Origin of the sequence: Dankookia sp. GCM10030260 (genome assembly GCF_042666655.1) — a bacterium.
Classification (GTDB): Bacteria; Pseudomonadota; Alphaproteobacteria; order Acetobacterales; family Acetobacteraceae; genus Paracraurococcus.
The window spans coordinates 1-884 of the sequence record NZ_JBHTDE010000087.1 but is presented as its reverse complement, the minus strand read 5'-3'; the positions used below and the strand labels follow the sequence as shown (position 1 = coordinate 884).

The window sequence follows — 884 nt, the reverse complement described above, 5'->3', positions numbered from 1 at the left end:
CGCGCGCGAGGTTTGGGGTGCGCACCCCCTGCGCACCTTCCTGCGCACCCCTTCTTCGGAGGGCTTCCTTATCGGCGCTGCACCCCGGTATCGGTCGCTCGCCGCCGCGATGCGTCAGACTCCTTCGTGCCGGCCCGCTTCATGAGCGCCCATACGGTCGAGGCCAGGACAGAGTAGCCTTGAGGCTTGCCCAGCCGCGCCGTCGGCCCACCCAGGCCACGAAGATCAGCGATTGGATCGTCGGCGCTGAACCCGGTGATGACGACCACCGGCAGCCCCGGGAAGCGGCTCCGAAGCTGGCGAATGACCCGTTGCCCGGCCAGATCGCCATGGAGGCGCAGGTTCACGATGGCCAGGTCGATGCGCGCCATCCCGGCATGATACTCGGCTTCCGCTTCAGTCATGGCGTGGAGGACATGGAACCCCTCGGCGCCCAGGATGTGCTCGACGAGGAGCCCGAGCAGCGCTTCATCCTCCACCACCAGCGCAAGCGGGGTGTCCTGCTCAGCCATCGGCGCAAACCCAGTGCAGTCCGATAGCGAAACTTTAGCCGAGATGGTGATCCGCCTGAAAGGCTTTTCGATGCGATATCGAGCGAAGGCAAACGCTGCTCAACGCATCGGTCCAGCTGGCGGGTTTCGGTTTTGTCCTTGCCGGATCAGCCACCGGCCGGGATGCGGCCTACCCTGACGCCATCGCCGAAGCTTCGGGAACCGACGCCACCCTCTCCCGGGCAGCCCTGGAGCCATTCATTCAACTTCGACCAGCGGCGGCGGGTCTGCTGGCCACGGACGGCGATCGACAGCGCCTTGCGCTGACCGACCAGCACCACCAGCCGCTTGCCCCGGGTCACGGCGGTGTAGATCAGGTTGCGCTGGAGCATG

At 66.3% G+C, this 884-nt stretch carries 2 protein-coding genes; both read right to left on the bottom strand.

Going from position 1 to position 884, the window contains the following annotated elements:
- Window positions 1–68 precede the first annotated feature (68 nt).
- Window positions 69–512, bottom strand: coding sequence for a response regulator transcription factor (locus ACFQS7_RS30960; RefSeq protein ID WP_380070986.1), 444 nt, complete (start codon window positions 510–512; stop codon window positions 69–71).
- 146 nt (window positions 513–658) lie between these two features.
- The coding region (locus tag ACFQS7_RS30955) for a hypothetical protein (protein ID WP_380070985.1) at window positions 659–884 on the bottom strand (226 nt) is incomplete at its 5' end.